General features: G+C 73.7%; 20 protein-coding genes. 12 read left to right on the top strand and 8 right to left on the bottom strand.

The window, feature by feature from the left end:
- The first annotated feature begins 15 nt into the window (after nucleotides 1–15).
- Together OHS33_RS07350 and OHS33_RS07345 are read left to right on the top strand one after the other, a co-directional pair.
- Nucleotides 16–2856, top strand: a complete 2841-nt coding sequence (locus OHS33_RS07350) for a DEAD/DEAH box helicase (RefSeq protein ID WP_330329565.1) — start codon at nucleotides 16–18, stop codon at nucleotides 2854–2856.
- A 90-nt stretch (nucleotides 2857–2946) separates the two neighbouring features.
- Nucleotides 2947–3648, top strand: a complete 702-nt coding sequence (locus OHS33_RS07345) for a TetR/AcrR family transcriptional regulator (RefSeq protein ID WP_330329564.1) — start codon at nucleotides 2947–2949, stop codon at nucleotides 3646–3648.
- On the opposite strand, the gene OHS33_RS07340 is transcribed toward OHS33_RS07345, so the two are convergent.
- The 3 genes from OHS33_RS07340 to OHS33_RS07330 all read right to left on the bottom strand — a co-directional run bounded on the left by OHS33_RS07340 (nucleotide 3603) and on the right by OHS33_RS07330 (nucleotide 6538).
- A complete protein-coding gene (locus OHS33_RS07340; RefSeq protein WP_330329563.1) occupies nucleotides 3603–4577 on the bottom strand; it encodes an RluA family pseudouridine synthase in 975 nt (324 codons plus the stop codon). The two genes, OHS33_RS07345 and OHS33_RS07340, sit on opposite strands and share 46 nt — an antisense overlap.
- Before the next feature lie 154 nt (nucleotides 4578–4731).
- Nucleotides 4732–5571, bottom strand: a complete 840-nt coding sequence (locus OHS33_RS07335) for a siderophore-interacting protein (protein ID WP_330329562.1) — start codon at nucleotides 5569–5571, stop codon at nucleotides 4732–4734.
- A 61-nt stretch (nucleotides 5572–5632) separates the two neighbouring features.
- On the bottom strand, nucleotides 5633–6538 hold the full coding sequence (locus OHS33_RS07330; RefSeq protein WP_330334941.1) for a 5'-3' exonuclease: 906 nt from the start codon (nucleotides 6536–6538) through the stop codon (nucleotides 5633–5635).
- A 264-nt stretch (nucleotides 6539–6802) separates the two neighbouring features.
- Between OHS33_RS07330 and OHS33_RS07325 the strand changes: the two genes are divergently transcribed.
- Nucleotides 6803–7396 (top strand): helix-turn-helix domain-containing protein, encoded by a 594-nt coding sequence (locus OHS33_RS07325; RefSeq protein WP_330329561.1) that lies wholly within the window; start codon nucleotides 6803–6805, stop codon nucleotides 7394–7396.
- A 32-nt stretch (nucleotides 7397–7428) separates the two neighbouring features.
- Nucleotides 7429–8133 carry a helical backbone metal receptor gene (locus OHS33_RS07320; protein WP_443065257.1) on the top strand — a complete coding sequence of 235 codons (705 nt, stop codon included), beginning with the start codon at nucleotides 7429–7431 and terminating at the stop codon, nucleotides 8131–8133.
- A 10-nt stretch (nucleotides 8134–8143) separates the two neighbouring features.
- On the opposite strand, the gene OHS33_RS07315 is transcribed toward OHS33_RS07320, so the two are convergent.
- The gene (locus tag OHS33_RS07315) at nucleotides 8144–9289 is read right to left on the bottom strand and encodes a TDT family transporter (RefSeq protein WP_443065256.1); all 1146 of its coding nucleotides are present in this window, start codon (nucleotides 9287–9289) and stop codon (nucleotides 8144–8146) included.
- A gap of 70 nt (nucleotides 9290–9359) precedes the next feature.
- Here OHS33_RS07315 and OHS33_RS07310 point away from each other — a divergent pair, with 70 nt between their 5' ends.
- On the top strand, nucleotides 9360–10319 hold the full coding sequence (locus OHS33_RS07310) for a LysR family transcriptional regulator (protein WP_330329560.1): 960 nt from the start codon (nucleotides 9360–9362) through the stop codon (nucleotides 10317–10319).
- 389 nt (nucleotides 10320–10708) lie between these two features.
- On the opposite strand, the gene OHS33_RS07305 is transcribed toward OHS33_RS07310, so the two are convergent.
- The 3 genes from OHS33_RS07305 to OHS33_RS07295 all read right to left on the bottom strand — a co-directional run bounded on the left by OHS33_RS07305 (nucleotide 10709) and on the right by OHS33_RS07295 (nucleotide 13813).
- Nucleotides 10709–11416: a gamma-glutamyl-gamma-aminobutyrate hydrolase family protein gene (locus OHS33_RS07305; RefSeq protein ID WP_330329559.1), complete on the bottom strand. Its 708-nt coding sequence runs from the start codon at nucleotides 11414–11416 to the stop codon at nucleotides 10709–10711.
- 42 nt (nucleotides 11417–11458) lie between these two features.
- Complete coding sequence (gene eat, locus OHS33_RS07300) at nucleotides 11459–12943, bottom strand: ethanolamine permease (protein WP_330329558.1); 1485 nt, start codon at nucleotides 12941–12943, stop codon at nucleotides 11459–11461.
- 111 nt (nucleotides 12944–13054) lie between these two features.
- Nucleotides 13055–13813 carry a FadR/GntR family transcriptional regulator gene (locus OHS33_RS07295; protein ID WP_330329557.1) on the bottom strand — a complete coding sequence of 253 codons (759 nt, stop codon included), beginning with the start codon at nucleotides 13811–13813 and terminating at the stop codon, nucleotides 13055–13057.
- 77 nt (nucleotides 13814–13890) lie between these two features.
- On the opposite strand from OHS33_RS07295, the gene OHS33_RS07290 reads away from it, so the two are divergent.
- The 4 genes from OHS33_RS07290 (at nucleotide 13891) to OHS33_RS07275 (ending at nucleotide 18932) form a co-directional block, all read left to right on the top strand.
- On the top strand, nucleotides 13891–15270 hold the full coding sequence (locus OHS33_RS07290) for a glutamine synthetase family protein (RefSeq protein WP_330329556.1): 1380 nt from the start codon (nucleotides 13891–13893) through the stop codon (nucleotides 15268–15270).
- A 55-nt stretch (nucleotides 15271–15325) separates the two neighbouring features.
- On the top strand, nucleotides 15326–16693 hold the full coding sequence (locus OHS33_RS07285) for an aldehyde dehydrogenase family protein (RefSeq protein WP_330329555.1): 1368 nt from the start codon (nucleotides 15326–15328) through the stop codon (nucleotides 16691–16693).
- 5 nt (nucleotides 16694–16698) lie between these two features.
- Nucleotides 16699–17484 (top strand): 3-oxoacyl-ACP reductase, encoded by a 786-nt coding sequence (locus OHS33_RS07280; RefSeq protein ID WP_330329554.1) that lies wholly within the window; start codon nucleotides 16699–16701, stop codon nucleotides 17482–17484.
- A 143-nt stretch (nucleotides 17485–17627) separates the two neighbouring features.
- Nucleotides 17628–18932: a haloacid dehalogenase-like hydrolase gene (locus OHS33_RS07275; RefSeq protein ID WP_330329553.1), complete on the top strand. Its 1305-nt coding sequence runs from the start codon at nucleotides 17628–17630 to the stop codon at nucleotides 18930–18932.
- 16 nt (nucleotides 18933–18948) lie between these two features.
- On the opposite strand, the gene OHS33_RS07270 is transcribed toward OHS33_RS07275, so the two are convergent.
- The gene (locus OHS33_RS07270; protein ID WP_330329552.1) at nucleotides 18949–20151 is read right to left on the bottom strand and encodes an amino acid deaminase/aldolase; all 1203 of its coding nucleotides are present in this window, start codon (nucleotides 20149–20151) and stop codon (nucleotides 18949–18951) included.
- A 915-nt stretch (nucleotides 20152–21066) separates the two neighbouring features.
- Between OHS33_RS07270 and OHS33_RS07265 the strand changes: the two genes are divergently transcribed.
- Genes OHS33_RS07265 through OHS33_RS07255 form a run of 3 tightly spaced genes read left to right on the top strand, consistent with a single transcriptional unit; the run spans nucleotide 21067 to nucleotide 23859 of the window.
- Nucleotides 21067–21894: a hypothetical protein gene (locus OHS33_RS07265; protein WP_330329551.1), complete on the top strand. Its 828-nt coding sequence runs from the start codon at nucleotides 21067–21069 to the stop codon at nucleotides 21892–21894.
- A complete protein-coding gene (mycP, locus tag OHS33_RS07260) occupies nucleotides 21891–23108 on the top strand; it encodes a type VII secretion-associated serine protease mycosin (RefSeq protein ID WP_330329550.1) in 1218 nt (405 codons plus the stop codon). The genes OHS33_RS07265 and mycP overlap by 4 nt, the downstream gene beginning before the upstream one ends.
- A 10-nt stretch (nucleotides 23109–23118) precedes the next feature.
- Complete coding sequence (locus OHS33_RS07255; RefSeq protein WP_330329549.1) at nucleotides 23119–23859, top strand: SseB family protein; 741 nt, start codon at nucleotides 23119–23121, stop codon at nucleotides 23857–23859.
- Nucleotides 23860–23889: the final 30 nt, after the last annotated feature.

The following is a 23889-nucleotide window of genomic DNA, read 5'->3' as shown; positions in this document are numbered from 1 at the left end:
AGGCTCGATGACAAGATGACCGAGGAACTCTCACCCGCCGACGCGTACGCCGCGTTCCGCCGCCGCGCCGCCGAAGAAGCCACGGCCCTGCACCCCTTCCGGGAGATGTACGAGTTCGGTCTGGATCCCTTCCAGATCGAGGCGTGCAAGGCCCTGGAGGCCGGAAAGGGCGTGCTCGTGGCCGCCCCGACCGGGTCGGGCAAGACCATCGTCGGCGAGTTCGCCGTCCACCTGGCGCTGCTCCAGGGCAAGAAGTGCTTCTACACCACGCCGATCAAGGCCCTGTCGAACCAGAAGTACGCCGACCTCGTCAAGCGCTACGGCGCGGCCAAGGTGGGCCTGCTGACCGGTGACAACAGTGTCAATGCCGATGCGCCGGTGGTCGTGATGACCACCGAGGTGCTGCGCAACATGCTGTATGCGAAGTCCCCCGCGCTGACCGGTCTCGGCTACGTCGTCATGGACGAGGTGCACTACCTTTCCGACCGGTTCCGCGGAGCCGTCTGGGAGGAAGTGATCATCCACCTCCCCGAGTCGGTCACCCTCGTCTCGCTCTCGGCGACCGTGTCCAACGCGGAGGAGTTCGGCGACTGGCTGGACACCGTGCGCGGCGACACCGAGGTGATCGTCTCCGAGGAGCGGCCCGTTCCGCTGTGGCAGCACGTCATGGCCGGCCGCCGGATCTACGACCTCTTCGAAGAGGAGAGCGACCACGGCGGCCGCGGCAGCGCGCGCCGCGAGGTCAACCCCGACTTGCTGCGCCTGGCGCGGGAGGAGAACAGCCGCACCTACAGCCCCAAGGACCGGCGGCGCGGCAAGATGGTCCGCGAGGCCGACCGCGAGCGCGAGCGGCGTTCCCGCAACCGGATCTGGACCCCGGGCCGCCCCGAGGTCATCGAGCGCCTCGACAACGAGGGGCTCCTTCCGGCCATCACCTTCATCTTCAGCCGTGCGGGCTGCGAGGCCGCCGTACAGCAGTGCCTGTATGCGGGGCTGCGGCTCAACGACGACGCCAAGCGGGCCCGGGTCCGGGAGATCGTCGAGGAGCGGACCGCCTCGATCCCCTCCGAAGACCTGCACGTCCTCGGCTACTTCGAGTGGCTGGAAGGCCTGGAGCGGGGCATCGCCGCGCACCACGCCGGAATGCTGCCGACCTTCAAGGAGGTCGTGGAGGAGCTGTTCGTCCGCGGCCTGGTCAAGGCCGTCTTCGCCACCGAGACCCTGGCGCTGGGCATCAACATGCCCGCGCGCACGGTGATCCTGGAGAAGCTGGTCAAGTGGAACGGCGAGCAGCACGCCGACATCACCCCCGGCGAGTACACGCAGCTCACCGGCCGGGCCGGGCGCCGCGGCATCGACGTCGAGGGTCACGCGGTGGTGCTGTGGCAGCGCGCGATGGACCCGGTGGCCCTGGCGGGGCTGGCCGGTACCCGCACGTATCCGCTGCGGTCCAGCTTCAAGCCCTCGTACAACATGGCCGTGAACCTGGTCCAGATGTTCGGGCGGCACCGCTCGCGCGAGCTGCTGGAGACCTCCTTCGCGCAGTTCCAGGCGGACCGCTCGGTCGTCGGCATCTCCAAGCAGGTGCAGCGCAACGAGGAGGGCCTGTCGGGCTACACCGAGGGGATGACCTGCCACCTCGGGGACTTCGAGGAGTACGCGCAGCTGCGCCGTGACCTCAAGGACCGTGAGACGGACCTGGCCAAGCAGGGCGCGGCCCAGCGCCGGGCCCAGGCGGCCGGTTCGCTGGAGAAGCTCAAGGCCGGCGACGTCATCCACGTGCCGACGGGCAAGTTCGCCGGGCTCGCGCTGGTCCTGGACCCGGGGGTGCCCGCGGGGCGTTCCAACGGGCACCGCGGCCAGGAGTACACCGAGGGCCCGCGCCCGCTGGTGCTCACCGCCGAGCGGCAGGTCAAGCGGCTCGCCGCGATCGACTTCCCGGTGCCGGTCGAGCCCATCGAGCGGATGCGGATCCCGAAGTCCTTCAACGCGCGCTCCCCGCAGTCCCGTCGGGACCTCGCCTCCCAGCTGCGCGTCAAGGCCGGGCACATCACGCCGGAGCGCGGCCGGCGCGGCCGGGCCGAGGCGGCGGACGACCGGGAGATCGCGCGGCTGCGCGCCGCGCTGCGCGCCCACCCGTGCCACGGGTGCGACGAGCGCGAGGACCACGCGCGGTGGGCGGAGCGCTACCACCGGCTCAAGCGGGACACCCAGCAGCTGGAGCGGCGGATCGAGGGCCGGACGAACACCATCGCCCGCACCTTCGACCGGATCCACGCGCTGCTGACCGAGCTGGACTACCTGCGCGAGGACGAGGTCACCGAGCACGGCAGGCGTCTGGCCCGGCTGTACGGGGAGCTGGACCTGCTGGCGTCGGAGTGTCTGCGGGCCGGGATCTGGGAGGGTCTGAGCCCTGCCGAACTGGCGGCCTGTGTCTCGGCGTTGGTGTTCGAGGCGCGGCAGTCCGACGATGCGGTGGCGCCGAAGGTGCCGCCGGGCGCGGCGACGGTCGCGCTCGCGGAGATGGTGCGGATCTGGGGGCGGCTCGACGCGCTGGAGGAGGAGCACCGGATCAACCAGGCGGAGGGCGTGGGCCAGCGCGAGCCGGACCTCGGCTTCGCGTGGGCGGTGTTCCAGTGGGCTTCGGACAAGAGCCTCGACGAGGTGCTGCGCGAGGCGGGGATGCCCGCGGGTGACTTCGTGCGCTGGTGCAAGCAGGTCATCGACGTGCTCGGGCAGGTCGCCGCGGCCGCGCCGTCGCACTCCGGTGGCGGGACGAGCACGGTGGCGCGAAACGCCCGTAAGGCCGTGGACGCCCTGTTGCGGGGTGTAGTGGCCTACAGCTCGGTCGGCTAGCCGCTTTTGGGGCTTCCTCCTAAAGGGGGCATGGCTTGATCTGATCTCTTGCCATGATCCTTTCCTCGTGCGCTGTGCGACGATCTGCGCATGAGTGGGGCAGCGGGCGAAGGAGCGAGACGGGTCGGGCGGCCGCGTGCCGATCAGCGAAGACCGGACAGTGGGCGGCCGCCGCGCGAGGAACTCCTCGGTGCGGCGGCGCAGCTGTTCACGGTCCGCGGGTACGCGGCCACCACCACGCGGGCGGTGGCCGAACTGGCCGGTATGCGCCAGGCGACGATGTACCACTATTTCGGCGGCAAGGAAGAACTCCTCGCCGAACTCCTGGAGTCCACGGTGGCTCCGTCCCTGGTGCTGGCCCGGCGGCTGCTCGCCGCCGCCGACCCGAGCCCGGAGCGCAGGCTGTGGGAGCTGTGCCGCTCCGACGTCATGCTGCTGTGCGGCGGACCGTACAACCTGGGTGCGCTCTACCTGCTGCCCGAGGTCGGCGGCAGTGACCGGCTGGAGCGGTTCCGCCGGATGCGCACCGAACTGCGCGATGCCTACCGGGCGTTGCTGCGGGCCACGGCCGCGGGCGCCGCGCTGGGCCGGGACGCGGCGGGCCTGGCCCTGCGCAACGACCTGGTCTTCGGCCTCATAGAAGGGGTCACGCTGGTGCACCGCTCGGATCCGGGGCGGCCCGTCGAGGCCTTCGCGAAGGCCACGGCGGACGCGGCCCTGCGGATCGCGGGCGTGCCGCTCGGCCCTCAGACCTCCGGCTCGGGCGGGATCCCGGCCGCCCACGCCTCGTAGTCCGTCCACGCCCCCAGGGTGCGGGTGCTCTCGAAGCGGTGCGCGAGGCCGGTGACCGGGTCGGTGAACGACAGGACCCGGGCCAGGAGTTGCAGGGGGCGCCGGTAGTCGTCCGGGGCCGGGTCGCCGACCTCCGGGTAGACCGGGTCGCCGAGGATCGGCGCGCCGAGGCTGTTCATGTGGACGCGGAGCTGGTGGGTGCGGCCGGTGTGCGGGGTCAGCCGGTAGTGGCCCAGGGCGCCCCGGTGGCCGATGAGTTCGACCCGGCTCTCCGCGTTGGGCTCGGCGCCCGGGATCTCGGTGGCGGCCATCACCCCGCGGGTCTTCTCGATCCGGCTGCGCACGGTGCGGGGCAGGGTGAGCCGCGGATCGTGGGGCGCGACGGCCTCGTACTCCTTGTGCACCAGCCGGTTCTGGAAGAGGAGCTGGTAGGCGCCGCGGTCCTCGGGGCGGACGCTGAACATCACCAGGCCCGCGGTCAGCCGGTCGAGGCGGTGCGCCGGGCTGAGCGCGGGCAGCTCCAGGCGGTGGCGCAGCAGGGCGAGGGCGGTCTGGGTGACGTGGCTGCCGCGCGGGGTGGTGGCCAGGAAGTGCGGTTTGTCCGCGACGAGCAGGTGCGCGTCCCGGTACAGGACGCGGGGCGCGTAGGGCACCGGGGTCTCGGCGGGCAGGTCGCGGTGGAACCACAGGAAGGCGTCCGGCTCGTACGGGTCGTGCGCCTGGCGGGCCCGCCCGTCGGCCCCGAAGACCCGGCCCGCGCGCAGCAGCCGCGCCATCGGCTCGGCTCCGGAGGTGCCCGCGTAGTGCGCTTGGAGGAAGGTGCCGATGTCGGCGTACGGGGTGTCCCGGTGCATCCGGAGCCGGACCGGGTCGATGCCGTCGATCTGGGGCAGCGGGGCGGCGGCGGGGGTCTGGGCTCTGCGTTTCATCGGGGCCAGCGTATGCGGCCCGCCGGCCGTCACCGGCCGCGCGTGAACACCCCGTGGTGCCCGGGCCCGCGGGTACGGGCCCCCGCGCGCGGGGGACCCGTACCGGGGCCGGGCGCCCGTGCTCGGGGGGCAGGCGCCCGTACCCCGTGGGGTGTCAGGCGCGCACGGGCTCCTGCTCGGCTTCGACCTGGGCGTTCCAGTCGCGCTTGATCGCGCGCCAGCCCTCGTCGGTCTCGCCCAGGCGCCAGTAGCCCGAGATCGAGAGCTGCTTGGCCGGGATGCCGCGCTCGGTGCGCAGGTGGCGGCGGAGTTCCTTGACGAAGCCCGCCTCGCCGTGCACGAAGGCCTGGACCCGGCCCGCCGGGAACTGCAGGGAGGTGACGGCCTCGACCAGGGCCTCGCCCACCGGGCGCTCGCCCCGGTGGATCCAGATCGGGGTGATCCCGCACGGGGTGGCGATCTTTTGCTCGTCGTCCGGGCCGGAGACCTCCACCAGCGCGATCACCTCGGCGCCCACCGGCATGTGCTCCATCGTGGCGCCGATCGCGGGAAGGGCGGCCTCGTCACCGGCCAGCAGGTGCCAGTCGGCCGTCGGGTCGGGGCCGTAGGCGCCGCCGGGGCCCAGGAAGCGGACCGTTTCGCCGGGCTGGACCCGCGCCGCCCACGGGCCGGCCAGGCCCTCGTCGCCGTGGACGACGAAGTCGATGGTCAGCTCGTGGTGCGCCGGGTCCCAGGCGCGCACCGTGTAGGCGCGCTGCCGGGGCCACTGGTCGCGGGGGTGGGTGGCTCTGATGCCCTCCAGGTCCCAGGGTTCGGCGTAGGTGACGCCCTCGGGGGCGAAGAGCAGTTTCACGTAGTGGTCGGTGAAGTCCCCGACCGTGAACCGCGCGGCAAGGCCTTCTCCGCCGAGGATGACGCGCACCATGTGGGCGCCCAGTCGCTCGGTCCGAACCACCTCGGCGGTGGCAATCCTGCGAGCACGTCCTTCTGCCACGGCGTCTCCCCGGTGTCCCGTGATGCTTCCCCTGAAACTTAGGATTACCTAAGTTACCACCTCAGGGTCGAAGTGCGGTGGTGAGCCGCGCAACTGCGCCGCCCAGGCCCCATCGGTGACCAAGTGCGTCCACCACGTCCTGGTGCGCCGGGGCGGCCGGAAGCGCCGGGTCGAAGGCGGGAAGCGGCACGTCACGGGCCACCTGGACCACCTTGGGGGCCACCGCGAGGTACGGCCGGGCCTCATCCAGCCGCTTGCGCTGCGTGGGGGTCAGTTTCGACGTCGGATCGGCCACCGCTGCGAGGATTCCGGCCAGGTCACCGTAGGCGTCGAGCAGTTTCGCGGCGGTCTTCTCACCCACTCCGGGGACCCCCGGAAGGCCGTCGCTCGGATCGCCGCGCAACAATGCCAAGTCGGCGTAACCGGGGCCGTCCACTCCGTACTTTTCGCGCAGCCACGCCTCGTCGGTCACCTGGAGGGTGCCGACGCCCTTCAGCGGGTACAGCACGCGCCGTGCCTTCGCGTCGTCCACCAGCTGGTAGAGGTCCCGGTCGCCGGTGACGATGTCCACCGGGCCGGTGGCCCGCGCGGTCAGGGTGCCGATCACGTCATCCGCCTCGTAGCCCGCGACGCCCACCCGGGCGATGCCGAAGGCGTCGAGCGCGGCCTCGATGATGGGGACCTGCGGGGCCAGGGTGTCCGGGGTCTCCTCCTCGTCGGGACCGGTCTCCGTCTCCACGGCGACGCGGTGCGCCTTGTACGAGGGGATCAGCTCCACCCGCCAGTGCGGCCGCCAGTCCGCGTCCATGCAGGCCACCAGATCGTCCGGCCGGTGGTCCTGGACCAGGCGTCCGATGAAGTCGAGGAGCCCGCGCACGGCGTTGACGGGGGTCCCGTCGGGCGCCCGGACGGAGTCCGGAACGCCGAAGTAGGCGCGGTAGTACAGGGAAGCGGTGTCGAGGAGCATCAGGCGTCGGGTCACGCTGACGATGATGCCGCAGTCCACTGACAGCCACCGGTACCCACGGGCGCCCACGGGCACCCTGCGCCACTTCCGTCACCCACCGCGACCGGCCACGGCCGGAACGCGACCATCCGTCACTGGAATACCGCTCGGAATTCGCCGGTGCCCCGGTACGGTCGGGTCGTGCGAGCGGTGCGCGAGGCCGATGCTGCGTAAGGTGCTTACAGCACACCTATGTGCGACGGACAAGGGGAGGGCAGCCCCGCCATGGACGACAAGGAAAAGGAAAGGGACACCAAGGAACCGCTCCGGGTGGGCGTGGCCGTGCGCAAGCGGCGCCGCGCGCTGCGGCTCACCCTCGCCGCCGTCTCGGCGCGCAGCGGACTTTCGGTGCCCTTCCTGAGCCAGATAGAGAACGAACGGGCCCGGCCCAGCATGCGCTCCCTGGAACGGGTCGCGGACGCGCTGGAGACCACGGCCGTCGAACTGCTGGCCGCGTCCGACACGGCGCGCACGGTCGACCTCGTCAGCGCCGCCGATGACGACGGCCTGGACCCGGCGCCGGGCGTACGCCCCCTGGTGCGCGGACACCACCAGCTGCACGCCCTGGAGTTCACCGGGGACCGGGACGCGGGCCGCGAGTACCAGCACCGCAACGACGAGTTGATGTACGTGGTCTCCGGGTCCTGCCAGGTCGAGGCCGAGGGGCGGGCGTACCGGCTGGAGTGCGGCGACGCGCTGTTCCTCTCCGGCGGGGTGCGGCACCGCTGGCGGGCCATGACCGAGGACACCAAGCTCCTCGTCGTCGCCGTCGGCGACCACATCCACGCCACCTCCGAACCCCCCTCGCCGGAACACTGACCGGCGTCCGGGGCCCCCGCGTCGTCTCCCTGGTGCCCTCCCTGACCGAGGCGGTCGCGGTGAGCGCGCCGGGGCTGCTGGTGGGCGTCACCGACTGGTGCACGCACCCCGCGGACCTCGGTGCGGCGGTGCGGATCGGCGGCACGAAGAACCCGGACGTGCCCGCCGTCGTGGCGCTGCGCCCGGATCTCGTCCTCGCCAACGAGGAGGAGAACCGGGCCCCGGACCTCGACGCCCTGCGCGCCGCCGGGCTACGGGTCCTGGTCACCGAGATCCGCGACCTGCCCGGCGCGCTGCGGGAGCTGGAAGGCCTCTTCACCGACGGCCTCGGGCTGGCCCGGCCCGGCTGGCTGGCGGACGCCGGGGCCGCGTGGGCGCGGGCGCAGCCGGTGGGCGCGTGGAGCGCGTTCGTACCGGTGTGGCGGCGGCCCTGGATGGTGCTGGGCCGGGACACCTTCGCGGGCGATCTGCTGGCCCGCCTCGGGGTGCGCAACGCGTACGCCGATCACGCCGAGCGGTATCCGCGGGTGCCGGCGGAGGAGCTGCGCGCCGCGGGCTGCGACCTGGTGGTGCTGCCGGACGAGCCTTACCGGTTCGGCGCCGGGGACGGCCCGGAGGCCTTCCCCGGTCTGCCCGCCGCCCTCGTCAGCGGCCGGCACCTGACCTGGTACGGGCCCTCCCTGGCGGAGGCTCCGGTGGTGCTGGGGGAGGCGTTGCGGGCGGCGCGCCGGTTCTAGTACGCCGCTTCTAGCGGGGGGCGGCCAGCAGGCGGCCGGCGGCGAGGCCGCGCAGGGTGTGGAACGCGGCGGTCAGCCAGGCACCGACCAGCAGGACGAACAGGGCAGCGGCCAGCCAGGCGAAGGCGTCCAGCCCGGTGTGCCGGGCCAGGCCCGCCGCGCCGGTGACACAGGTGCCGATGGGGAAGGTCAGGGCCCACCAGGTCATCGCGAAGCCCATGCCGCGCCGGGCCGCCCGGACCAGCATGGCGACGGCGAGCGCGAGCCACAGCAGGGCGAATCCCATGACGGGGACCCCGTAGACGACGGCGAAGGCGCCGAGGCCCTCGGCGTAGGGCGCCCCGATCGACCGGGGAGCCATGTCGGCGAGCTGGTTCACGGCGGTGGTGGACTGCCCCAGGGGACCCAGGACCAGGAACAGGGTGGGGGTGAGCGCGAGGGGCAGGGGCCCCTGCATGATCAGCCGGCCGAAGACCAGGGGGAGCATCAGCAGGGTGGCGAGCAGGCTGACGCCGAACATCGCGTAGCAGGCCAGCAGCATCGCCTCACGGGGCTGCCCCTCGGGCAGGTGGGGTATCAGCAGGGGGCCGAGCGCGGCCGAGACCATGGGGGAGACCAGGGGCAGCAGCCAGACGGGGGAGGCCTGGGAGGGCTCCACCTTGTGCCGGACCACCATCAGGTAGGGCACGGTCACGGCCATCGCCAGGCCGATCGCGGTACCGGCGGTGAAGAGCACGGTGTCCGCGGCGATCGCGGCGGGCATCCCGATGAGGTCCTTGCCGACGATCAGGGTGCCGCCGCCGACCGCGAGCAGGGCCATCGACAGGCAGCCGTAGAAGGGGGCCATGGCGGGGTCCAGCAGGTGGGCGCGGGCCTGGTCGCGGTGGTGCAGCCAGTGGCCGCCGCGGGCGGTGAGCAGGACGAGCAGGAGGGCCGCGGACAGGGCCCAGACGGCCTGGCAGGCCACCCGCTGGCCGGGGAGCTGGTAGGGGAGGGTCGCACCGGCGTTGGCGATGATCGCCGTGCCCATGACGGAGGCGTACCAGTTCGGGCCGAGGTGACGCAGGGCGGAGAACGGGCGCCGGGGGGTGGTGGCGGTTCCGGGGGCCTGGGGTGCCTGGTGGGCGGTGGGGCGGGGGTGCGAGATGGTGGCCATGAATCCAGAGTGCGCCCGGGTCGGGGTGGACGGCAGGGGTCGCCTTGCTATGAGGTCATAAACTGACCTTATGACTGGAGACGAGGGCGTCAGCGGCGGACATGGCGAACGCGTGGTGGTTCCGCTCTCGCACCGGGTGCCGGACCTGGGCGCGCTGGAACTGCTGATCGCGGTGGCGCGCGTCGGCAGCCTGGGCGCCGCCGCGCGGGAAGTGGGCATCACCCAGCCCGCCGCGAGCAGCCGGATCCGGGCGATGGAGGCCCGGCTGGGGGTGGCGCTGGTGGACCGTACGCCGCGCGGCTCCACGCTCACCGCGCAGGGCGCGCTCGTCACCGACTGGGCGCGCCGGATCGTGGAGGCGGCGGAAGCCTTCGACGCGGGGGCCCAGGCGCTACGGGGGGCACGGGACTCGCGGCTGCGGGTGGCGGCCAGCATGACCATCGCCGAATACCTGCTGCCCGGCTGGCTGATCGCCCTGCGGGCGGCCCGGCCCGGCACGGCGGTGTCCCTCCAGGCCGACAACTCGGCGCTGGTCGCGGAACGGGTGCTCGCGCGCGAGGCGGACCTCGGCTTCGTCGAAGGGCTGGCCGTGCCGGACGGGCTGGACGCGGTGGTCATCGCCCAGGACCGGCTGGTGGTGGCGGTCGCCCCCACCCACCCGTGGGCACGGCGGCGGTCCGGTGAGGTGACGGCCGCCGAACTGGCCGCGACCCCGCTGATCCTGCGGGAACGCGGGTCGGGCACGCGGCAGGTGCTGGACGCGGCGCTGGCCGGGAGCGGGGGGCTGGCGCGGCCGCTGCTCGAACTCGCCTCGACCACGGCGGTCAAGGCGGCGGCCGTCAGCGGGGCGGGGCCGTGCGTGCTCTCCGAGCTGGCGGTGCGGGAGGAACTGGCCGGGCGGCGGCTGGTGGCGGTCTCGGTCACCGGGCAGCCGCTGGGGCGGTCGCTGCGGGCCGTCTGGCCCGCCGGCACCCGACCCGCGGGCCCGGCCCGCGACCTCCTCTCCCTGACCCGCGGCACCCCGTCCTGACCCCGCGCCCGTCCCGCCCCCTGGCCCGCCTCAATCGCCGGCGGGGCTGGGGGTGCCCCTGGTGGGGCGGGTGCCGCTTCGGGCCCGCTGGGGCTTGTTGCCTCCGGCGGCGCCTCAAACGCCGGCGGGGCTGGAATTGGCTGCTGTCGGCCGTCGGCGGCCGGGCCGGGCGGGCGATTCAGCCCGCCCGGCGTTTGAGGGCCTGCCAGGGGCGCAACGGCCGGTGCTGCGGATCTTGGCCTTCGGGGCGGCCGCCCCGGGTGATGCCGGGCAAATTCAGCCTGCCCGGCGTTTGAGGGCCCGCCGGAGGCGCAGCGGGTGGTGCCGGCCGTCATGGAGGGGCGAAGCAGCCTCGTCGGCGTTTGAGGCGCGCCCGGAGGGGGCCGGGGTCAGGGGAGGGTGGCCGGGATGCGGGTGGCGGCGGTGATCAGGGCGGACATGACGCGGGTGTCCTTGTCGCGTTCGGGGTGCCACTGGACGCCCAGGGCCCAGGCGGCGTCGTCGGCCGGGAGCTCGATGGCCTCCACCGTCCCGTCCATCGCGTGCGCGGAGGCGATCAGGCCCGCCCCCAGCCGGTCCACGCACTGGTGGTGGTACGTCGGCACCTCGGCCACCTCCGGCACCAGCCCCCCGTACCGCGTCCCCGGCACCGGCCGCACCGCGTGCCAGGCCACCGGCCCCGGAACCCCCGCGTGCCCGTCGATGTGCTGGACGAGCGTCCCGCCCAGGGCCACGTTCAGCGCCTGCATGCCCCGGCAGATCCCGAGCAGCGGGGTGCCCTCGGCCAGGGCGGCCCGGATCAGGGCGAGTTCCCAGGCGTCGCGCACGGTCGCGGGGGCGCCCGTACGGGGGTCGCGGGGGGCTCCGTAGTGGACCGGGTCCACATCGGGGCCGCCCGCGACGACCAGGCCGTCCAGTCGGCTCAGGACCGCGGCCGCCTCCCCGGGTTCGTCCGGCGGGAGCAGCACCGCGGTGCCGCCGGACGCCTGGACGAGCTCGTAGTACCCGGTGGGTACGAGGGCGGTCGGGAGGTCCCACGCGCCGTAACGGGTGGACGCCTCCACATAGGTGGTGATGCCGATGAGCGGCCTGGGCACGGTGCCTACCTCCAGAGAAGAGCAACGGATGGGACGAGCGTGTCAGTCCCGGGTCAGTTCCGCCTCGGCTGCCGCCAGAGCCGCGAACTCCTCCTCGGGCGCCGAGGCCACCAGGTGGTGCCGACTGTAGAACGCGAAGTAGGCGAGGGCGACGGCGTACACGGCGAGTGCGATGAATGCCGCGTCCTTGTCCACCAGGAAGGTGGCGACCAGGGCCGACAGGGCGAGTACGAAGGCCACCGTCGAGGTGACCACTCCGCCCGGCGTGCGGTACGGGCGTTCCAGGTCCGGCTCCCGGCGGCGCAGCACGATGTGCGAGAGCGCCATCAGGGCGTACGAGATGGTCGCGCCGAAGACGGCGATGTTGAGCATCCGGGCCCCGTCGCCGGTGGCCGCGGCGAGCGCGAAGCCGATCGCGCCGGGGATGACCAGGCCGAGGTAGGGGGCCTTGCGGCTGCTGGTCAGGGAGAGGAAGCGGGGCAGGTAGCCCGCGCGGGAGAGGGCGAAGAGCTGGCGCGAACCGGCGTAGATGAGGGAGAAGAAGGAGGCCACCAGCCCGGCCAGGCCCGCGTAGTTGACGAACCGGCTCAGGGGGGTCGGGCCGCCCGTCCCCTCCAGCGCCACGACGAGCGGGTTGCCCGCGTCCTTGACCGCGTCCGCACCCTGCGCGCCGGTCGCGGCGAAGAAGGTGATCAGGGCGAGCAGGGCCAGGATGCCCATGGAGATGGCGAGGGCCTTCGGCATGGAGCGGACCGGGTCCTTGGCCTCCTCGGCCGCGAGCGGTACGCCTTCGACGCCGAGGAAGAACCACATGCCGAAGGGGAACGCGGCCCAGATGCCCAGGACTCCGTAGGGCAGCCAGGAGCTGGAGCCGGCCGCGGCCGTGTCGACGGCGATGTCGTCGAGGCCGCTCACGGAGAAGTCGGTGAGGGCGCCGAAGGCGAAGATCAGCAGGGCGGCGACGGCTATCGCGGTGACGACGAGGCTGAAGCGCAGCGCCTCGCCCACGCCCCACAGGTGCACGCCGATGAAGATCACGAAGCAGCCGAGGTAGACGGGCCAGCTGGAGGTGAGTCCGAACAGGCCGAGGGATTCGACGTAGTCGCCGATGAAGATGACGATCGCGGCCGGGGCGAGGATGTACTCGATGAGGATGGCGGTACCGGTGAGGAAGCCGCCCCAGGGGCCCAGCGCGCGCCGGGCGAAGCCGTAGCCGCCGCCCGCGGTGGGCAGGATGGTGGAGAGTTCGGCGAGGGAGAAGACCAGGCAGGCGTACATGGCGCCCATGAGGACGGTGGCGATGGCGAGGCCGCCGAAGCCGCCCTTGCTCAGGCCGACGTTCCAGCCGGAGAAGTCTCCGGAGACGACGTAGGCGACGCCGAGACCGGTGAGCAGCAGCCAGCCGGCGCTGCCGCGGCGCAGGGTGCGGCGTTCCAGGTAGTCGTCCCCGGCGCCGTCCCCGCCATCGGGGGACGGAGTGGGTCCGGGTCCGGCTTTGGTCAGCCGGGCATCGAGGTCGTCGGCCATGTGCGCTCCTGCCTAGGGCAATGGTTGTGGGGCGTACCTTTGCGGTAAGCGGGTGGAGCGCGCAAGACCCCTGCGTTAAACGGCGGTTACGAAACCCTCTCCCGGCCCTCCTCAGGCCAGGAACCCCCGCAGCAGCGCCGCCGTGCCCCCGCAGTGCTCCCGCATCACCTCGCGCGCCGCCTCCGCGTCCCCCTCCAGGACCGACTCCACCAGCGCGGTGTGCTGCTGCTGCGAGTGTTCGAGGTTGCGCACCAGCAGCGGGATGCAGTCCAGCAGGTCGTTGACGGTGGCCCGGACGGCCGCGTACTGGGCCGTCAGGGTGGCCGAGCCCGCCAGTTCGCACAGGGTCAGGTGGAAGAGGGTGTCGCGCCGCCGGTAGTCCGCGAGCGGGGCGTCGTGGGTCGCGGCGAGCGCGCCGCGCAGCCGGTCCGCCTGGGCGTCGTCCAGGCCCTGCGCCGCGCACAGCCCGGCCGCACCGGTCTCCAGCACCTCGCGGAAGCGCAGCGCGTCCTCGATGTCCACGCCCGCGACGCGGCGGCGCAGCTCCTCCTCGGTGCCGCCGGCGGGGGTGTCGGGGCGGTGGAGCACAAACGTTCCGCCGTACCGCCCGCGCCGCGCCTCCACCAGCCCCTGGTCCTGGAGTACCTTCAGGACTTCGCGCAGGGTGACCCGGCTGATCCCCATCCGCTCGGCCAACTCGCGCTCCGGCGGCAGCCGTTCGCCGCCGGGCACCAGGCCCAGCCGGACCACCTGGAGGATCTGCTCCAGGGCCTCCTCGAAACCGTTGCCCGCCCGCACCTGACGCAGTACGGGATTCAGCCGCGCGATCGCGCCACCGTCGCCCGCACCGTCCGCCACGTTGTTCGTCATGTCGGCTCCTCCCCTTCCCAAGCAATGGTTCTATTCAATACCTTAGGCCTCCTCGGCTCACCGAAGGAGAGATTCCCGTGGTAGACCGCATGCCGCCGCTCGCGCCCGAGGAGCTTCGCGCCCTTGTCGCCGACGGCGAGATCGACACAGTGGTCCTGGCCTTCCCCGACATGCAGGGGCGGCTCCAGGGCAAGCGGTTCGCCGCACAGTTCTTCCTCGACGAGGTCATGTCCCACGGCACCGAGGGCTGCAACTACCTGCTCGCCGTCGACACCGACATGAACACGGTCGACGGGTACGAGATGTCCTCCTGGGACCGGGGCTACGGCGACTTCGCCATGCACCCCGACCTGGCCACCCTGCGCCGCATCCCCTGGAACCCGGGCAGCGCGCTGGTCCTCGCGGACCTCGCCTGGAACGACGGCTCGCCCGTCGTCGCCGCGCCCCGCCAGATCCTGCGGCGCCAGCTGGAGCGCCTCGCCGGGCACGGGTACACCGCGATGGTGGGCACCGAGCTGGAGTTCATGGTCTTCCAGGACACCTACGAGCAGGCCTGGGACGCCAACTACCGCCACCTGACCCCGGCCAACCAGTACAACATCGACTACTCCGTCCTCGGCACCGGCCGGATCGAGCCGCTGCTGCGCCGGATCCGCAACGAGATGCAGGCCGCGGGCCTGGTCGTCGAGTCGGCCAAGGGCGAGTGCAACCTCGGGCAGCACGAGATCGCCTTCCGCTACGACGAAGCCGTGGTCACCTGTGACCAGCACGCGGTCTACAAGACCGGGGCCAAGGAGATCGCCTCCCAGGAAGGTGTCTCGCTCACCTTCATGGCCAAGTACGACGAGCGCGAGGGCAACTCCTGTCACATCCACCTCTCGCTCAACGACGCCGACGGACGCAACGTGATGGCGGGCGAGGGCGAGGGGGATGACGCACACGGCGGAATGTCACCGGTGATGCGTCACTTCCTGGCCGGTCAGCTGGCCGCGCTGCGGGACTTCTCCCTTCTCTACGCCCCCAACATCAACTCGTACAAGCGTTTCCGGCCGGGATCCTTCGCGCCGACCGCCGTCGCCTGGGGCGTGGACAACCGGACCTGCGCCCTCCGGGTGGTCGGCCACGGCCGCTCCATGCGCTTCGAGAACCGCCTCCCGGGCGGCGACGTCAACCAGTACCTGGCCGTCGCCGGTCTGGTCGCGGCCGGCCTCTACGGCATCGAGAACCGCCTGGAACTCCCTGAGGCCTGCGCGGGCAACGCCTACACCGCCGACTACGCGCACGTCCCCACCACCCTGCGCGAGGCCGCCGAGCTGTGGGAGAACAGCGAGATCGCCAAGGCCGCCTTCGGCCCCGAAGTGGTCGCCCACTACCGGAACATGGCCCGGGTCGAACTCGACGCCTACGACTCCGCCGTGACCGACTGGGAGCTGCGCCGCTCCTTCGAACGCCTGTAGGTCCCGGTAAGAGCAGGTGAACCACCCAGGTCAACCACCACTGAGAGGGCACCACGTGTCATCCGATGCGCTGGACGTACTGAACCCGGCCACCGAGGAGGTCGTCGCCACCGTCCCGGCCGCCACACGGGACGATGTCGACGCCGCCGTCGTACGGGCCACCGCGGCCCAGCGCGGCTGGGCCGCCGCCGCGCCCGCCGACCGGGCCCGGCTGCTGCGCCGCTTCGCCGCCGCGGTGGACGAGCACCGCGAGGAGCTCGCCTGGCTGGAGGTCCGCGAGGCCGGCCACACCATCGGCAACGCCCGCTGGGAAGCGGGCAACGTGCGCGACCTGCTCGAATTCGCGGCCGGGGGAGTGGAGCGGCTCTCCGGGCGGCAGATCCCGGTGGCCGGCGGCCTCGACGTCACCTTCCTCGAACCCCTCGGCGTCATCGGCGTGATCGCCCCCTGGAACTTCCCCATGCCGATCGCGGCCTGGGGCCTGGCGCCCGCCCTCGCCGCGGGCAACGCCGTCATCCTCAAGCCCGCCGAGACCACCCCGCTCACCGCGCTGCGACTGGCCGAACTCGCCCTGGAGGCCGGTCTGCCCGAACACCTCTTCCAGGTGCTGCCCGGCCGGGGACCGGTCGCGGGCAACGCGCTCGTCGAACACCCCGGGGTCGCGAAGATCGTCTTCACCGGCTCCACCGGAGTCGGCAAGCAGATCATGGCCAAGTGCGCCGAACGGGTGAAGCGCGTCACCCTCGAACTCGGCGGCAAGAGCCCCAACATCGTCTTCGCCGACGCCGACCTCGAAGCCGCCGCGGCCGCCGCCCCGATGGCCTTCCTCGACAACACCGGCCAGGACTGCTGCGCCCGCACCCGCATCCTGGTCCAGCGCTCCGTGTACGACCGCTTCCTCGACCTGATCGCCCCCGGGATCGAGGGCGTCGTCGTCGGCGACCCGGCCGACGAGAAGACCCAGATGGGCCCGCTGATCTCCCGGGCCCAGCTGGAGCGCGTACGGTCCTACGTCACCGACGACCTCACCGCGGTCCGCGGCGCCGCCCCCGAAGGCCCCGGCTTCTGGTACCCGCCCACCCTGGTGACCGGGGTCGACCCCACCGCCCCCGTCGCCGCCGAAGAGGTCTTCGGCCCGGTCGCCGTCGTCCTGCCCTTCGAGGACGAGGAGGACGCCGTACGGCTGGCCAACGCCACCGAATACGGGCTCTCCGGCTCCCTCTGGACCCGCGACGTGGGCCGCGCCCTGCGCGTCTCGCGCGCCGTCGCCGCGGGCAACCTCTCCGTCAACTCCCACAGCAGCGTCCGCTACTGGACCCCCTTCGGCGGGTACAAGCAGTCCGGCCTCGGCCGCGAACTCGGACCCGACGCCCTCACCGCATTCACCGAGACCAAGAACGTCTTCATCAGCACGGAGGCCTGACCAGCATGTCCAACGAAGAGATCATCTGCCGCCGCCTCGTCGGCCGCACCGCCGTCATCACCGGAGCCGGCAGCGGCATCGGCCTCGCCACCGCCCGCCGCCTCGCCTCCGAGGGCGCCAACGTCGTCTGCGGCGACATCGACGAGAGCGCCGGGAAGGCCGCCGCCGAAGAGGTCGGCGGCACCTTCGTGAAGGTCGACGTCACCAGCCCCGAGGAGGTCGAGGCCCTCTTCAAGACCGCCTTCGACACCTACGGCTCCGTCGACATCGCCTTCAACAACGCGGGCATCTCGCCCCCGGACGACGACTCGATCCTCACCACCGGCCTGGAAGCCTGGAAGCGGGTCCAGGACGTCAACCTGACCTCCGTCTACCTGTGCTGCAAGGCCGCCCTGCCCTACATGCAGCGCCAGGGCCGCGGATCCATCATCAACACGGCCTCCTTCGTGGCCATCATGGGCGCCGCCACCTCCCAGATCTCCTACACCGCCTCCAAGGGCGGCGTGCTGGCCATGTCCCGCGAACTGGGCGTGCAGTTCGCCCGCGAGGGCATCCGGGTCAACGCCCTGTGCCCGGGACCGGTCAACACCCCGCTGCTCCAGGAGCTGTTCGCCAAGGACCCGGAGCGCGCCGCGCGCCGCCTCGTGCACATCCCGGTCGGCCGCTTCGCCGAACCCACCGAGATCGCCGCCGCCGTCGCCTTCCTCGCCAGCGACGACTCCTCCTTCGTCAACGCCACCGACTTCCTGGTCGACGGCGGCATCGCGGGCGCGTACGTCACCCCGCTGTAGGCCCGGTCAGCGCCCCGGGGAGCCACCGCCCCCGAGCGTTCACCTGGACAGCACCCTCCCGACAGCCGGGCGTCGCGCGACGCCCGGCTGTCGTGCTCTATCGTCCGCGACGATCTTCGTAAGAATCAGGAGCGTTCACCTCAGTGACCCAGCCCAGCACCGCACGACGGCTCCAGGCCGTCGGCGCCGCCGTCGCGATAGCCGCCGGCACCCTCGTGGCCGCCGCGCCCGCCGCCCAGGCGGCCCGCCCCGGCACCCACTGCACCACCCCGAAGGTCGGCGCCGGCTGGTACGGCGACAACCAGGCCCGCCTCCAGCAGCTGATCGACCAGTACGGCCGGTGCAACCCGTACCGCCCCAGCCGCGACAAGCCCGTCGCCGTCTTCGACTGGGACAACACCGTCGTCAAGAACGACGTCGGCGACGCCACCATGTTCTGGATGCTGCGCAACGGCAAGATCCGCCAGCCCGCGCGCGGCGACTGGAGCACCACCAGCCGCTACCTCACCCCGGCCGCCACCGCGGCCCTCGCCGACGCCTGCGGCGCGCTCGCCCGCCCCGGGGCCCCGCTGCCCACCGGCGACGGCACCCCCCGGGGCATCCGCTGCGCCGACGAGATCAACGCCGTCTACGGCACCGCCGCCACCAAGGCCGGCGCCGCCGCCTTCGCGGGCTGGGACCGCCGGACCATCGAGCCCGCGTACGCCTGGCTGCCCCAGCTGACCCAGGGCTACACCGCCCGCGAGGTCCGCTCCTTCGCCACCGCCGCGCGCACCGAGAACCTCGCCGCGCCCGTCGGCACCACCCAGCAGGTGGGCAGCGCCACCGCCACCGGCTGGGTGCGCTACTACGACCAGCAGAAGGACCTGATCGACGGCCTGCGGAAGGCCGGATTCGACGTCTGGATCAGCTCGGCCTCGCCGCAGCCGGTCGTCGAGGTGTGGGCCAAGGGCGTCGGCGTGGCCGCCGACCACGTCATCGGCATCCGCAACACCACCGCGCACGACGGCACCTTCACCCCGCACCTCCAGGGCTGCGGCTCGGTGCGCGACGGCGACGACACGATGATCACCTACGTCGACGGCAAGCGCTGCTGGATCAACAAGGAGATCTTCGGGGTGCGCGGCGCGGCCGCCGAGAAGGTCCAGCCCGCCAACCGCCGCCAGGTCTTCGCCGCCGGGGACTCCGACACCGACGTCTCGTTCCTGCGCGACGCGACCGGCCTGCGGCTGGTCCTGAACCGCAACAAGAACGAGCTGATGTGCCGGGCCTACGACAACAGCGACGGCCGCTGGATCGTCAACCCGATGTTCATCGAGCCGAAGAAGCAGAAGGCCGCCCAGTACCCGTGCGCGACCACGGGCTTCACCGGACACGACGGAACGCCCGGTCCGGTGCTGCGCGGTGACACCAGCGTCATCCCGAACCAGACGGACTCCGTCTTCTAGACCCCTCCTCGTCGGGTCAGAGGAAGGTACGGCCCTCGCCCCGGTACGTCGGGGCGGTGGCCGTCACCCGGTCGCCCTCGACCAGGTGCAGCGCGTCGAAGCGCTCGCACAGCTCCCCGGCCTTCGCGTGCCGGAACCACACCCGGTCACCGATCCGCAGGTCGTCCGCGGGCGCGCCGAGCAGCGGGGTCTGCACCTCACCGGCCCCCTCCTGCGCGTCGTAGCGCAGGCCCTGCGGCAGGTACGGCTGCGGCAGCCGGTCGGCGCCCGCCGCGCCCGAGGCCGGATAGCCCCCGCCCAGGACGGTGATCACCCCGACGCCCGGGCGCCGGACCACCGGCTGCGCGAACAGGGCCGCCGGACGGCCGCGGAACGACGTGTAGTTGTCGAACAGGCGCGGTACGTAGAGACCCGACCCGGCGGCGATCTCCGTCACCGCGTGCTCGGCGGCCGTCTGCTGCACGCTGCCCGTGCCGCCGCCGTTGACGAACTCCAGCTCGCCGACGACCGCGCGCACCGCCCGTACGGTCTCCGCGCGCCGCTCCGCCAGCTCCTTGCGGGCCGTGGCCTGCATCAGCCGGATCGCGCGCGAGCGCAACGGACGGCCCGTCAGGGAGTCGCCCACGCCCGCCACATGGCCCTCGTACCCCATCAGCCCGACCACCCGGAAACCCGGGCGCGCGGTGACGGCGCGGGCCAGTGCCGCCAGCTGGGCCGGTTCGCGCAACGGGGAGCGGCGGGCGCCGACCCGGACCAGGCCGCCCAACAGGTGCAGGGCGGTGTCCAGTTCGAGGCAGACCCGGATCTCCTCGGTCCCGTCGCCGCGGGAATGGTCGATCAGCTCCAGCTGCGCCGGGTCGTCGATCATCACGGTGACGGTGGCGGCGAGCTTGGGGTCGGAGGCGAGTTCGGCGAAGCCGGTGCGGTCGGCGGACGGGTAGGCGAGGAGCACGTCCTCGAAACCGGAGCGGGCCAGCCACAGGGACTCGGCGAGGGTGTACGACATGATCCCGGCGAACCCCGGGCGGGCCAGCACCCGTTCGAGCAGGGCCCGGCACCGGACCGACTTGCTCGCCACCCGGATCGGCTTCCCGCCGGCCCGGCGCACGAGGTCGTCGGCGTTGGCGTCGAACGCGTCGAGATCCACGATGGCCAGCGGCGCGTCGAGGTGGGCGGTGGCCCGGTCGTAACGGGCCCGGTCGGCGGCGGGGGAAGTCATGGGCGCAGCTTGCCATGCCGGTCTACCAGTGGGTAGGGCCCCGGGCGCGCCTCAATCGCCGGCGGGCTGGGGGCGGCTGCTGTGCCCGTGCCCCGGCCCGTCCGGTGTGCCCTCCGGGGGCGCCTCAATCGCCGGCGGGGCTGGGGTGGCCGGTGTGGGTTGGCTCGGCCCGGTTCGGCCCGGTCCGGCCCCGGGGCGGGCTGGGGGTGGCTGGTGTGCCCGTGCCCCGGCCCGTCCGGTGTGCCCTCCGGGGGCGCCTCAATCGCCGGCGGGGCTGGGGTGGCTGGTGTGGGTTGGCCCGGCTCGGCCCGGTCCGGCCCCGGGGCGCTCTGGGGGTGGCTGGTGTGCCTGTGCTCCGGTCCGTCCGGCGTGCCCTCCGGGGGCGCCTCAATCGCCGGCGGGGCTGGGGGTGGCTGGTGTGGGTTGGCCCGGCTCGGCCCGGTCCGGCCCCGGGGCGGGCTGGGGGTGGCTGGTGTGCCTGTGCTCCGGTCCGTCCGGTGTGCCCTCTGGGGGCGCCTCAATCGCCGGCGGGGCTGGAGTGGCCGGTGTGGCCCGGACCGGCTCGGCTCGGCTCGGCCCTGGGGCCCCCTCTGGGGGGCTGGTGGGGGCTTACCCGCGCTTGTGGGGCGGGCTGGGGTGCGTCATTCAGCCTGCCCGGCGTTTGAGGGCCCGCCGGAGGCTGCGTCGGCCGACTCGGCCCGAGCCCGACCGGCATGTGGTGGTTCCGGCCCGCCCCGGGGTCCAGCCCGCCCGGCGTTTGAGGGCCTGCCCGGGGGGCCGGCCTGCTCGGTGGGGCGGCCCTGGTCCGCCCGGGGGGTGAGGGGACGTCGGGGGTGGGGGACGGGCGGGGCGTCGTAGAGTACGGGCAGGCAACCGCAGGCACGGTACGGGATGGAACGGGGGCGGAGCCGCCGGATGACCATGTCCGACCGGGACACCGTCCCGCCCGCGGGCCCGGGAGGGGCCAGGGACACCGGCGAGCCGGGCGCACCCGGCGGCGAAGCCGCCCCGGCACGCCACGGGTTGGCCCGCCGGACGGCCGCCACGGTCGCCGCCACCGCCGGCCTCGCCCTGATCGGCGCCGCCGCCTTCGGCGTCTGGTCCGACCACCATGCACGGCAGCGCCCCGTGACCCCCGCCGCCGCCTACCGCTCGGCGGGCTCCCTCTGGCGGGACACCCCCGTCGACACCCTCTTCCCGCCGGTCCTCGACGGCCGCGGCGCCGGACCTGGCGGGTCCGACCGGACCTGGACCCGGGTCGCCCTCGCCCCCGACGCCGGGTGCGACGCCGCGCTGCCCGCCGACTGGCGGGCCGTGCTCGCGCCCACCGGCTGCACCCGCGTGCTGCGCGCCACCTACACCGACGCCACCCGCAGCGCCCTGGTCTCGGTCGGCCTGGTCTTCACCCCGGCGGACGGGCCCGCGATGGCGACGCTGCGGGGGCGGCTGCCGGTCCCGCCCGGGTACGGGTTCGCCGACGGGCAGCGCGGTGCCTGGACGGTGTCGGTCCTGCCCGAGGCGCCCGTCCTCGTCTACGCCGTCTCCGCCTTCGCGGACGGCCGCCCGGTCGCCGCGCCGCGCCCGGCGGGGGACGCGGTGCGGAAGGACGACACCAGCGCCGTCGCCCAGGCGGGCCTCGGCTACGAGGCCAAGGGCGTCGCGGACCGGATCGAGCGCGCCCTGCGCACCCTGGCCGCCCCGCCCACGGCCACCCCGCGCGCGACCCCGGAGCCGCCCCGATGACCCCCCGGCCCCGCGCCTCGGCCACCCGCACCTCGGCCACCCGCTCCGCCGCCGTCTGCGCCGTGCTCGCCCTCGGCTGCGCGGCCCTCACCGCACCGCCCGCCGCCGCCGACACCATCCGCGACCGCCAGTGGGGCCTGACCGCGCTGCGCGCGGAGGAGGCCTGGGGCACCACTCAGGGCGCCGGGATCACGGTCGCGGTCCTCGACACCGGAGTCGACTCCACCCACCCCGACCTGGCCGGCCAGGTCCTGGAGGGCGCCGACCTCATCGGCATGGGCGCCTCCCGCGGCGACCGGGCCTGGGCCCGGCACGGCACCGCCATGGCCGGGGTGATCGCCGGGCACGGCCACGGCCCCAACCGGCAGCAGGGCGTCATCGGCATCGCACCGCAGGCGAAGATCCTGCCGGTCCGGGTGATCCTGGAGGAGGGCGACCCGGGCCGGGCGAAGGCCCGCGAGAGCAAGGGCGGCGCCCTCGCCGAGGGCATCCGCTGGGCCGCCGACCACGGCGCCGACGTCATCAACATGTCCCTGGGCGACGACAGCCAGGCCGCCCACCACGAGGCCGCCGAGGACGAGGCCGTCCAGTACGCCCTGGCCAAGGGCGTGGTCGTGGTCGCCTCGGCGGGCAACGGCGGCGAGCAGGGCGACCACACCTCCTACCCGGCCGCCTACCCCGGCGTGATCGCCGTCACCGCCGTGGACCGCAAGGGCGCCAAGGCCCCCTTCTCCACCCGCAACTGGTACGCCACCGTCAGCGCCCCCGGCGTCGACATCGTCATCGCCGACCCGGACCGCGGCTACTACGAGGGCTGGGGCACCAGCGCGGCCGCGGCCTCCGTCTCGGGCGTCGTGGCGCTCGTACGCTCCGCGCACCCGGAACTCTCCCCGGCCCAGATCAAGAAGCTGCTGGAGGACACCGCCTCCGACGCGCCCCGCGGCGGCCGCGACGACGCGCGCGGGCACGGCATGGCCGACCCGGTCGCCGCCCTCCAGGCCGCCGACGGGCTGAAGGCGCAACCGGTCACCCCGGCCCCGGTCCCGGCCCCGAGCCGCTACTTCGGTCCCGGACCCGAGCCGGTACGTCCCCCCGCGCGCCGCGCCCGGTACGCGGCGCCGGTCGCGGCGGGCGCCGGGGCGGCGCTGCTCGTGCTGGCGGCCGTACTGCTCCGGCGGCGTCGGCCGGAGGAAGCGCCCCGCACCGCGATATAGGGTCGGGCAAGTGGCCCAGAAGAACATTCCAGACCCCGGTTTCTCCGACGACGACGGCTCCGCCGATCCCCGGCTGAGCGCGGCCCTCGCCGCGTGGGCCCAGGACAGGACCCAGGAGTCGCAGGTACTGGCGGCCCTCGCGGACGCCCGCCTGCTCGTCCCGGTCGTCGCGGTGCTCGGCGAGACCGAGACCGACCCGGAGACGGGTCTGAAGCGCGAGAAGAGCAGCGACATGGCCGTCCCCACCCTCAAGGCGGGCAACCGGCGCGCGCTGCCCGCCTTCACCTCGACCGCCGCACTGGCCCTGTGGGACCCGGCGGCCCGGCCCGTGGCCGTCCCGCTGCACCAGGCCCTCGCGGCGCTCGCGCACGAGAAGGCCGACACCCTCGTGCTGGACCTGGCCGGCCCGGTGCCCTACCAGCTGACCGGCTCGGCGCTGCTCGCGGCGGCCGAAGGCCGTACGGACGCCGGTCCGCTCGCCGATCCGGCCGTCACCGGGGCCGTACGGGCGGCGGTGGCCGCGACGGACGCCGTCCTGCGGTCCTACCTCGGCCCGGGCGGCGCCGACGCGGACGGCACCCTCGCCGTCGTGCTGGCCGACGGCGCGGACCCGGCGCGCAGCGCGCAGGCGCTCGCCCGGGCGCTGGCCGCCGACGAGACCCTGCGGGCCCGGCTGGTGCGCGGGCTGGACCTGGCCCTGCTGCCCGCGGACGCGCCCGCTCCCGGAGAGCCCCTCTTCGTCCGCGGCTGACCGCTGAAAACGCGAGATCCCGGTGGGTTC

The organism is Streptomyces sp. NBC_00536, assembly GCF_036346295.1.
In the GTDB taxonomy this organism is placed as follows: domain Bacteria; phylum Actinomycetota; class Actinomycetes; order Streptomycetales; family Streptomycetaceae; genus Streptomyces.
Note: the sequence above shows the minus strand (reverse complement) of the source record. Positions and strands in the feature narration are given on the sequence as shown.

Coding starts and splice junctions, on each gene's coding strand:
- OHS33_RS07350 (WP_330329565.1), top strand. CDS start 16: ATGACCGAGGAACTCTCACCCGCCGACGCGTACGCCGCGTTCCGCCGC.
- OHS33_RS07345 (WP_330329564.1), top strand. CDS start 2,947: ATGAGTGGGGCAGCGGGCGAAGGAGCGAGACGGGTCGGGCGGCCGCGT.
- OHS33_RS07340 (WP_330329563.1), bottom strand. CDS start 4,577: ATGAAACGCAGAGCCCAGACCCCCGCCGCCGCCCCGCTGCCCCAGATC.
- OHS33_RS07330 (WP_330334941.1), bottom strand. CDS start 6,538: ATGCTCCTCGACACCGCTTCCCTGTACTACCGCGCCTACTTCGGCGTT.
- OHS33_RS07325 (WP_330329561.1), top strand. CDS start 6,803: ATGGACGACAAGGAAAAGGAAAGGGACACCAAGGAACCGCTCCGGGTG.
- OHS33_RS07315 (WP_443065256.1), bottom strand. CDS start 9,289: ATGGCCACCATCTCGCACCCCCGCCCCACCGCCCACCAGGCACCCCAG.
- OHS33_RS07310 (WP_330329560.1), top strand. CDS start 9,360: ATGACTGGAGACGAGGGCGTCAGCGGCGGACATGGCGAACGCGTGGTG.
- eat (WP_330329558.1), bottom strand. CDS start 12,943: ATGGCCGACGACCTCGATGCCCGGCTGACCAAAGCCGGACCCGGACCC.
- OHS33_RS07295 (WP_330329557.1), bottom strand. CDS start 13,813: ATGACGAACAACGTGGCGGACGGTGCGGGCGACGGTGGCGCGATCGCG.
- OHS33_RS07280 (WP_330329554.1), top strand. CDS start 16,699: ATGTCCAACGAAGAGATCATCTGCCGCCGCCTCGTCGGCCGCACCGCC.
- OHS33_RS07270 (WP_330329552.1), bottom strand. CDS start 20,151: ATGACTTCCCCCGCCGCCGACCGGGCCCGTTACGACCGGGCCACCGCC.
- OHS33_RS07265 (WP_330329551.1), top strand. CDS start 21,067: ATGACCATGTCCGACCGGGACACCGTCCCGCCCGCGGGCCCGGGAGGG.
- mycP (WP_330329550.1), top strand. CDS start 21,891: ATGACCCCCCGGCCCCGCGCCTCGGCCACCCGCACCTCGGCCACCCGC.